Origin of the sequence: Streptomyces sp. ISL-1, from assembly GCF_018614585.1 — a bacterium.
Lineage (GTDB): Bacteria > Actinomycetota > Actinomycetes > Streptomycetales > Streptomycetaceae > Streptomyces > Streptomyces maoxianensis.
Window position 1 is genome coordinate 1 of the sequence record NZ_JAGGOI010000079.1, and the last position, 8,829, is coordinate 8,829.

The window sequence follows — 8,829 nt, forward strand, 5'->3', positions numbered from 1 at the left end:
GCCGTCGGCGTGCGATTGCCTCGCGCACCGGTTCGGGAACGCGGCTGACCGGCCGGAGAGAGCGCGACCCGCGGCCTGGCCTGCACGGCCACCAGCAACAAGGGCACTCCGGGGAACCCGCGGGAGTTCGTGTAAATGGCACCGTCACGCACTACCGCACGCGCCCGTTGCTCGCCTCGCACCCCGCGGGCCGCCCCTGCACCGGCCCATCAGCATCGCGGTGGCTTCCTTCTGCTCCCGGCCCTTGATGTCGAATGCCTCGGGAAGGAATTCGACGTCCTTGAAGGTCCACCCAGAGTTCCGGTAACCGGGCTCACCACCCGGGCCCTCCACGACGCCGTCGAGCGAGATGAAGGCGGTACTGATCAGGGTACGCATCTAAGGTTCCTCGGTATCTCGTGTCTGGTGCTCAGCAGGTTCGGTCGGCGCACGCTTCGACCACGCTCGTGGCTGCGGCGCACCAATCATGATCTATGACTGCGGATCACGGAGAAACTCATCGCCCCTCGCCGGTTCCTCCCGGCGGCCTCGGCCACCGGGATCGTCCCGGGGAGTCAGGCAGGTGTCCGACCACGGGACCCGCCAGGTGCACAACCAGTCTCGACCGGTGGCGCGGCAACGTGATGTGGTCGGCCTCGGTCCAAATGCAGGGTTATCGGGACCGGCCCGCGCTCTCAGCTCACCTGGCATTACAACAGGGCCTCCCGGTGCTCGGATGGTGTCGTAACCCCGAGTTGCTCAGGAGGCCCTCCCCTGATGCGGCGACCACTTCAAGATCATCCGATCAGGAACCCTGTTCGATCCGCAGCCCCGATGCTCGGTACGACAACGGCTTCTGAGATTCGGGCGGCGACATCTGAGGACATGACAGACCTCTGACCCCGCCCCCTCCGTGCGGGTGGTCTTGTCGCGAGTGGTGCCGAGCCACCCGGCCGTTCAGGCAGCACCGGGCTCTGCTGGATGGCATGAAGGAGCCAAAACAGAGACGCAGCCAGGGCTGGGTGACGCTGTGGTACGTCGTAGCAGTACTTGTGGGGATCGCCCTGGCGGGGATCGCCATGTGGCAAGTGCCCTGGTGGATCGACAACCACTACCTCAACGACGATCTGAAGCAGCCAGTGGCGACCACCGTGACCGGGGTACGCACCGCCCTGCTGGCGATCGGCGCTGGCGGCCTCGCCGCGGTCGGTATTTTGTACACCCACCGCACCCTGCAGCACACCCGAGAAAGGGACGAAGAGCAGGCGGAGCTAACCCGGGAGGGGCAGTACACCGACCGGTACACCCAGGCTGTCAGGCAAATCGCCTCCGACAAGCCGGCTGAACAACTCGGAGGCATCTACGCCTTGGAACGCATCATGCGCGACTCGGAGAAGGACCACACCACCATCGTCGAGGTCCTCGCTGCGTTCGTTCGCGAACACGCACCGGCCGTTCTCCAACCCGTCTCAACCCAGCACCGCTTGCGACTCGCTCGCCGGATCCTGCGCGCTGGAGCGCCGGACACGACAGCACAGCGCGAAAGCCTCACCGAACGGGATCTCCGGGAACCGCACCACCCGCCCGAACCGGTCCAGGCAGCACTGACCGTGCTCGGCCGCCGGCCAGAGGGCCGCGACGAGCCATTCCGCATCAACCTGGCTTGGACGGATCTACGCGGAGCAAACCTCCAGAAAGCGCGCCTCAAGCGGGCGTACCTGGCTAACGCGCGCCTTGAGCGTGCTTACTTGGCTAACGCGCGCCTTGAGGGGGCGTACCTGGTCAACGCTCACCTTGAGTGGGCGAGGCTGCTCGAAACTCATCTTGAGGGGGCGAACCTGACCGACGCCCACCTAGAGGATGCGGCCATGAACGGCGCCCACCTGGAGGGCGCGGACCTGACCAACGCTCGCTTCGACAGGGCGGTCATGTACGGCGCCCACCTGGAGGGCGCGGACCTGACGGGCGCCTACCTGTGGGCATATCTGTTCGGCGCCCACATGGACAGGGCAAATCTGGATGGCACCCACCTTGAGCTAGCGACAAACCTGACGGTTCAGCAACTGGTTTCCGCCCGACTCAGGCGTTCTACCTATCTGTCGGAAGACTTTGCCGCGAACGATGATGTCAGGGCACGAATCAGCGTCGTTGAAGAGGAAGAAAGCCGCCGCATCCCTGGTCGATCACAGGACTTGAGTCAGACCCCTTCTTCGTGACACGAGCCAGTAGCGCGACGCGCAGCTGAACCCGAAGACCTAGGGTGGGAGTTAGGCGGGTCAGGCCACGGGTTCCGCGTGGAGAGCACTTCAGAAATCGCGAACTCCCGGGGGATGAGCATCGGGCAGTGTGCTGCGGCGTATGGCTGGCACTCCGGGTCCAGCCCGGGTTCGGGGGAGTAGCCCTGCCGCTGGTCTGCGGGGCGGACGATGACGAAGAACCGCTCCTGGAGCGGCTGGCCGCAGATCTGGCACAGGCGCTTCAGGAAGGCGCGGCGGGCTCGGTCGGCGTCAAGGCTGCCGAACACGGCGTGCCCGTTGTGGATCAGGGAGACCCACGGCACGACGAGTCCGCCGGCCAGCGGCCGGGCGAGACAGCGCACGGGTATGGCTGGGCTCATCGAACACAGTCCCTTCGGGGTGGTTGCTCGCGCGGGCTGGGCGCGGGCCCGCAGCTGTGGGCCGGGTCAGCCCTGAGGTGATGTGAGCCAGTCCGCGATGGCCTCAACGCAGTCGTCGAGCTGGCCGATGGGCCGGGTGATCAGGGGCAGTTGGACGCCGTTGCTGTGGACGGCCGTTGCGCACCAGTGGTCGGAAGGGCCGGCGGGCGGGCGGTCCACCCAGACCTCGTCGCTGTCGCGGACGGGTCGAAGACGTAGAGCACCACGTGCCGGACGCCCACGCGGGGAGATGCGTCGGCGCGATCGTCCACGCCGATGACCAGCCATGAGTTCCGGCGTCGTCGTCGGCACGCACGGAGAGTCCCCACTCGGCAAGCGCCTGGGCGGCGATGTGCTCAGCGGTGTCGATCGGTGCGGTGCTGCTGCTCACGGGATGGCTCCGATGCTTGGTCGGGTGTGTGGAGGGCCAGTCGACGTCTGAGGCCGGGGGCCCGGGGGCAGCTCGCTGTGCTGCCCCCGGGCCCGGTGTCGTCTAGATGATCTATTCCAAGGGGTCAGTGATCGTAGGCGATCAGTGAGCGTAGGACGGTTTGTCCGGTGGCGTCGTTGTGCCAGATCGTGGCGGTCAGCGCGAGGATGCGTTGCATGACGCGGGCTATGACACCTCCGGGTGTGCGCCCTCGGTGCCGTTCGAGGTCAAGCTGTCCCTTGAAGGTCTCGTTGATCGATTCGATGGCCTGTCGCAGCGGCTTGAACAGGGCTGCGCCAGGCCGTTCCCGTTCACCTTTACGGGCAGGCCGCAGCAACTGGACTCCATGCTCGGACAGTTCGCGTTCGAAACCACGGCCGAAGTAGTTCTTGTCGCCGATGAGAGTCTGTCGGGGGCGCTCTCGCAGAAGCTCGCATTCGGCTGCCAGGAGGTCGAGGAGGGTCTCGCGTTCGTCGGCCTTGGCCCCGGTCAGGGCGAAGGCGATGGGCAGACCCTGAAGGGTGCAGACCAGGTGCAGGCGCAGGCCCCAGAAGAAGCGGCTGTGGCTGGCGCAGTAGCCGTATTCGGCCCAACCTGCCAGGTCGGAGCGTTTGACGGTCTCGCGGGAGCGGCCGCATTCCACCGGGGTGGAGTCCACGACCCATACGTCGTCGCTCCACACCGAGGTGGTGGTGGCCAGGATCCGGTTGACGCTTCGCATCAGACCGGCGGCCTTGCGCAGCCGCTTGTTGTAGCCGGGCTGCTGGGGCAGGTAGGGGAAGAGGTGGCGCAGGTGGGCACGGGCATGGCGGAGCCATTTGGCCTCGGAGGTGTAGCCGAGTATGGCCTGCATCGTGGCGAGGGTGACCAGTTCGGCATCGCTCAGGCGGGGCGTAATGCCGACCGGCGGGCGCCACGGCGCCAGGTCGGGATGCTCCTTCAGCATGTCGTCGGTCGTCGCATAGAGTGCTGTCGCGAGGGTGTCCACGTCGTTCGTCACAAAACGATCTTGGACACCCTCGTTCTCGTCTCCGCAGGCACTCCTTGGACCACACCACCAGGAGGAACCAGTGTCATACCCGCAACTGCTCACCCCCGAGGAGAAGCTCGCCGACGCGAAGAAGCTGTTGAGCCTCCCGCGTATCGTCGTGATCTGCGGCTCCACCCGCTTCATGACCGAGATGAACGAGGCCGATCTGCGGGAGACCAAAGCCGGAAAGATTGTCGTCAAACCGGGCTGTGACATGAAGTCGCCGCACGAACTTTGGTCCGATCCTGTCGAGGCCGAGGCGCTGAAGGTTCGACTCGACGATCTGCACCGGGCGAAGATCCGCCTCGCTGATGAGGTACTCGTAGTCGGCGACCACATCGGAGACAGCACCCGAGCCGAAATCGCCTACGCCCGGTCGCTGGGCAAGCCCGTGCGGTTCACGCACCCCGAAGTCGACCCTGACGCCTGACCGCCCGCTGCCACCTCGACAACCAGGGCCGGCAGCCCGCCGCCTGACCGTCTCGCGGTGGCTTCGGCCGCCGCCCACCCCACACCCTCCGCAGGCGTCCCTTGGAATTGATCATCTAGGGCGAGGTCCATCTCGCCCAGGTCGTCCTTGATGTGTTCGCCCGGGTTCTCGGCGACGCGCATGCAGCACGCCATACAACATCGACGAGGTTGATCCGGAGAAGGCTCGCTTTCGCCGGACCAGCCACGACGATGTGGCCTTCGTCGGACAGGTCAGTGAATACCTCGCCTGACACATCGGATCACGTGGAGAGCCCGTTGCGGGGCCAACTCGCACGGCGGGTTCGGCGGGCGGGACCCTGGGAACTGACACAGCCACGCGGCTACGCTGCTGATCAGGTCCGGATGCCGCATCCCCCCGTGTGCGGCATCCGGCCTTTTCGTTCAAAGGCCCGCGGCCGTACGGGTGGCGACGGTGAAGTGCGCGCCGACGAGCGCGTCCTCGAGCTCCTCGGCGTCCAGCCGTTCGAGCACGATAGTGCGCAGCCACTCCACCGGGCTCTGACCGTCCCGTGCGGCAGCCGCGGCGATGCGCTCCAGGTCGACTACGGTGAACAGCTCCATCGCAGAGACTTAGCAGCGGGAATGTCAGGCCACGTCGTCGGCTGCGTTTGCTGCCGGCACTTGGGGAACGTTCTCTCCGGCGTTGAGGATCTTGACGATGTCGTCCGCCGACATGTCGCCTCTCACTTCGGCGATCTTCTTCCCACCAAGCCAGATCGTGACGGAATTGCCCGCTCGTCGCCTGATGTAGGTACGGACGACGGTTGCCAGCGCTGCGAGCGATGCGGCGCCTCCAGCCTGGGCCCACCACTCCACCCAGATAGCGGGACCGTCGTAGGCACCTCCGGCGCCGGGAACGCGGTACCGCTGTTTCGAGAAGCCCTCCTTTGGTTTCGTAAGCGAGAGTGAGCAACGTTTGTCGACGGTTTCGGGCAGCACTTAGTGATCAAGTGGCTCGGCAATGTCGATGAGAACTGACAACGCTCAGGGCCTGACGGTTCCGCAGCACTGTGGGTGTTCTGAGGTGACCTTGGTGGCGGTGAGGTGTCTGTGGGCGCTGGGTTCCGTTCAGGTGTGGGTGGTGGCTGATCGCACGACGGTCAGGCCGCACAGGTATGGCTCGTCGAGCTCGCCTTCGGGGAAGATCCGAGCCAGTGCGGTGCGGTTCATGTCGAGGAGTTCGGCCCGCTCGATGGGGTCCATGACCGCGAAGTGCGAGTGAGTGGCGAGGTATCTGGTGTGCTCCTCGACGGTGATCCGGCGCGACCACGGGATCTCGCGGGTAACCACGTGGACCGGGAACGAGGCGAGCAGCTCGGCCACGGTTGCCGGGTAGTTGCGGGTGAAGGGCGCGAGTCGGGCATCCTCCGCCGCGACCCACGGGACGCGGACGTCGGCCTGGTTCCACCACAGGGCCAGCACGCCGTGCGGGCGTAACACACGCAGGGCTTCGGGGACGGAGCGGGCCGGGTCGGTCCAGTGCCAGGCTTGGGCGTAGGTGATCACGTCGAAACTGCCGGCGGCGAATGGCAGGCAGTTCCCCTCGCCCCGCACCAGCGGGATCTCCGGCTCGGCCGCGCGCAGCTCGGCCGCCATACCGGCGCCCGGCTCCAGGGCGACGACGTGGGCGCCTCGTTCGCGCATCAGCCGAGTGGCGATGCCGGTGCCGGCTCCGCAGTCCAGCACGTCGGCGCCGGCCAGCGGTCGGCCGGCGAGTTCCTCAACGGCGTCGAAGAGGGCCGACGGATAGTCCGGCCGGGTGGCAGCGTACTGAGTGGCAACAGTGTCGAAGGACAGGGCGCGGGCTTGGTTCGCGTGGGATGCCATGCCTGTGATCTTTCGGGGTGCGGAGAGAAGTTGTCAGCAGTGCACGGCGAGATCCGCGTCCAGCGCAACCGATTGACCGGACCCTGATGAGAGGCCATCACATCCAACCGTGTCCCCCGGGGCCGCGGTCTCTTCCGGGGCTCCGGCCACACCGACTCCAACGCCGCTTTGACCGTGCGGAATCCGACACCGTGCTCGCGCATCAAAGCCCGGTAGGACGTCCCCGCCCGGGCATCACGGCGGATCGCCGCGTACAGATCGACCTTGGACTTCGGTGGCGCCACCGCACCCTCATCCCGCAGAGCATCCCCAGGCTCCCACCGCAAGCCCCGGTGTTGCCAGAACTCAGCAACACTGCCCTCCGGGAAAACCGGGCGTTCCCCGCTCTGAGCAACAAGCGGTGTCAGCTCCCACGTACAAAACCAGGTCCGGCCCTCGAACTCGTGCTGTGACAAATCCGTTAGTGATCACTAGATGAGTGATGTGCTGGCCTGGGGATCTAGTGATCGTTTCAGGATTTGTTGCTGTGGTGTGGTGCGTCTCTGGGCTGGGTTTCCGTGGAGGTTCGGAAGCCGGAGGGGCTCTGAAGTGCAGATTCAGTGATCGTCTTGGAATGTAGTGATCGGCGTGGGATTTCTTTATCGCTGCGTGGTTCAGGTGGATTGGTCTGTGCTGGTCAGGGGCTGGCGGGTCGTGCCTGAGTGGTGGCGGCAGGGCCAGCGCTTGGCTTTCCCGGGTGCTGGCCAGGGCTGACCGAGCTGTGTCGGCCCGCGATGAGGAAGCCGTTCTTTGATGTACCCGATTACGCGGGTCGATCCCGGTCAAGGGGCGGGACTGTGAAGGTGCTCAGCCGAATTGGGGCCAACCCGCGTCGGTGGTCTCGTTCGTGCCGTTTCCCGGTGGGATGTCAGTGCCCGCTCCTAGTCTTTCCGTCATGACATCAGCGATGCCCAAACGGCCGGTCAGTGAACTCCCGGGCGATCCCGCCCGTCTTCACCTCCACTACGGCCACGGACATCCCGCAGTGCCGTACGACTACGAGGAGACCCTGGAACCCTGGCACGTCGCGGTCACTTACGGGACAGCGGGCGACGAGGAGTGGGAAGACGAAGAAGAAGGGGGCGGCCACGCTCCGGCCGCGGGCTCCGAGATCGGGCACCTCATCCTGTGGAGGCTGCGTGACTACACCGGCGACAACCGGTGGGAGGCGGCGGACGCCGAATCCGGCGATCTTGAGGTCATTATCTCCGCCGTCCTTGGCCGTTCCGGACGCACGGGCTACAGCGCCGCGTTCGAGAAAGCGGTCACACATCCCGTCGGCGATCTGCTGATCCTCGACCGCGTCAGCCTCGACAAGGCGTGGAGGGGGTTCGGACTGGGCCCGGCGCTGGCCGTCGAGGCGATCCGCCGTCTGTCCGGGGGCTGTTGCGCGGTAGCGGTGCTTCCTGGCATGGGTGAGTACCCCGAAGACTGCGACCATGTCACCGAGGCCTATCGGCTCCAGGCGAAGAAGAGGATCGCCGCAAGGGGACCCTGACGGACTTCGGCTGGGGATTTCTCGGAGAGATCAAGAAACAGGTGAAACAGCGCATCGACATGTTTCAGACACTTCGAGAAGAGACTGCCGCCGGACGACTTCCTCGCCTTCGTCGGCGCTCCCCGGATCGGGACCCACGACGACCACTACGGTATGCCGAAATGGCCTGCCTGCGTGGAAGCGGCGGTGCGCCGGCTGCGCGGCGAGGACGAGGAGTTCTGGCGTGTACGGGGCGACTTGATGACCCGCATCGGCTCTGCTCCGGCTGCCGTCACCGCGGACCTTGAGGCAACCCGGAAACGGTTGCTGGAGTCGCCATGGGAATTCGGCGCCGAGAACCTGGACTGGTTCGCCTGGAACCCGATCCTGCAGCCACCGGACAGGACGACACTCTAGGTGCGCCGTAGCCGGCGACCGAAGAGCTGTCGAACCTCGGCGTATCGACGAATTGCCCCACCGACGTCGCCGCCCTCCCGGCGGAGACTCCGCTACTGCCGCCTCGGCCTGCCTTCGGTCGACCGGGGTGCGTCCTGCCGGACCTTGGGTGCCACAAACCGGTCGCAGGCCCACCCCGTTGCGACTCTTCGCGAACGAAGCGGCACCGGTCTTGTCCTGCATCGGCCGGACCATGAACCAACCCAGTCTTCCCCCACCTGCGACTGCCCCGCGGCCTAGCCTGGCCAGGTGCAGAGCGCCTTGGCAGATTTCATTCCCGTCGGGCTGATGAGCCGCTACGACATCCCCGTCGACCGGTTCTACGGCCGGCAGATGGATGTAGTCACGCGGCCGGACCGTACCCACGTACACAGCGATCGCAGATGCGGTGCTCGGCCAAGCGCCCGTCCACGGGAAGCACTGAGGTGACCCCCGTGGTGTGG

At 66.0% G+C, this 8,829-nt stretch carries 9 protein-coding genes and 1 pseudogene; 4 read left to right on the forward strand and 6 right to left on the reverse strand.

Annotated elements, in window-relative coordinates:
• Positions 1 to 201: 201 nt before the first annotated feature.
• Positions 202 to 378, reverse strand: a pseudogene (locus J7E87_RS34460) (deaminase); the annotation flags it as partial.
• A 587-nt stretch (positions 379 to 965) separates the two neighbouring features.
• On the opposite strand from J7E87_RS34460, the gene J7E87_RS34465 reads away from it, so the two are divergent.
• Positions 966 to 2,195, forward strand: coding sequence for a pentapeptide repeat-containing protein (locus J7E87_RS34465; RefSeq protein WP_215098603.1), 1,230 nt, complete (start codon positions 966 to 968; stop codon positions 2,193 to 2,195).
• Positions 2,196 to 2,662: 467 nt separating this feature from the next.
• Here J7E87_RS34465 and J7E87_RS34470 read toward each other — a convergent pair whose 3' ends face one another.
• Positions 2,663 to 2,815, reverse strand: a complete 153-nt coding sequence (locus J7E87_RS34470; protein WP_215098604.1) for a hypothetical protein — start codon at positions 2,813 to 2,815, stop codon at positions 2,663 to 2,665.
• A 335-nt stretch (positions 2,816 to 3,150) separates the two neighbouring features.
• Complete coding sequence (locus J7E87_RS34475) at positions 3,151 to 4,065, reverse strand: IS982 family transposase (RefSeq protein ID WP_215098605.1); 915 nt, start codon at positions 4,063 to 4,065, stop codon at positions 3,151 to 3,153.
• A 70-nt stretch (positions 4,066 to 4,135) separates the two neighbouring features.
• Between J7E87_RS34475 and J7E87_RS34480 the strand changes: the two genes are divergently transcribed.
• Entirely contained in the window at positions 4,136 to 4,525 is a 390-nt protein-coding gene (locus tag J7E87_RS34480) for a hypothetical protein (RefSeq protein ID WP_215098606.1), read from the forward strand.
• A 443-nt stretch (positions 4,526 to 4,968) separates the two neighbouring features.
• On the opposite strand, the gene J7E87_RS34485 is transcribed toward J7E87_RS34480, so the two are convergent.
• From J7E87_RS34485 to J7E87_RS34495, 3 genes are all read right to left on the reverse strand, one after another.
• The gene (locus tag J7E87_RS34485; RefSeq protein ID WP_215098607.1) at positions 4,969 to 5,148 is read right to left on the reverse strand and encodes a hypothetical protein; all 180 of its coding nucleotides are present in this window, start codon (positions 5,146 to 5,148) and stop codon (positions 4,969 to 4,971) included.
• A gap of 24 nt (positions 5,149 to 5,172) precedes the next feature.
• Positions 5,173 to 5,526, reverse strand: a complete 354-nt coding sequence (locus J7E87_RS34490) for a hypothetical protein (protein WP_215098608.1) — start codon at positions 5,524 to 5,526, stop codon at positions 5,173 to 5,175.
• Between the two features lie 129 nt (positions 5,527 to 5,655).
• Complete coding sequence (locus tag J7E87_RS34495; RefSeq protein WP_215098609.1) at positions 5,656 to 6,414, reverse strand: class I SAM-dependent methyltransferase; 759 nt, start codon at positions 6,412 to 6,414, stop codon at positions 5,656 to 5,658.
• A 934-nt stretch (positions 6,415 to 7,348) separates the two neighbouring features.
• On the opposite strand from J7E87_RS34495, the gene J7E87_RS34500 reads away from it, so the two are divergent.
• Together J7E87_RS34500 and J7E87_RS35770 are read left to right on the forward strand one after the other, a co-directional pair.
• The gene (locus J7E87_RS34500; RefSeq protein WP_215098610.1) at positions 7,349 to 7,951 is read left to right on the forward strand and encodes a hypothetical protein; all 603 of its coding nucleotides are present in this window, start codon (positions 7,349 to 7,351) and stop codon (positions 7,949 to 7,951) included.
• Between the two features lie 153 nt (positions 7,952 to 8,104).
• A complete protein-coding gene (locus J7E87_RS35770) occupies positions 8,105 to 8,347 on the forward strand; it encodes a hypothetical protein (protein WP_251018435.1) in 243 nt (80 codons plus the stop codon).
• Positions 8,348 to 8,829: the final 482 nt, after the last annotated feature.

Bases quoted from the DNA above. Each gene is read 5' to 3' on its own strand.
- J7E87_RS34465 (WP_215098603.1), top strand. From the start codon at position 966: ATGAAGGAGCCAAAACAGAGACGCAGCCAGGGCTGGGTGACGCTGTGG.
- J7E87_RS34485 (WP_215098607.1), bottom strand. From the start codon at position 5,148: ATGGAGCTGTTCACCGTAGTCGACCTGGAGCGCATCGCCGCGGCTGCC.
- J7E87_RS34495 (WP_215098609.1), bottom strand. From the start codon at position 6,414: ATGGCATCCCACGCGAACCAAGCCCGCGCCCTGTCCTTCGACACTGTT.
- J7E87_RS34500 (WP_215098610.1), top strand. From the start codon at position 7,349: ATGACATCAGCGATGCCCAAACGGCCGGTCAGTGAACTCCCGGGCGAT.
- J7E87_RS35770 (WP_251018435.1), top strand. From the start codon at position 8,105: ATGCCGAAATGGCCTGCCTGCGTGGAAGCGGCGGTGCGCCGGCTGCGC.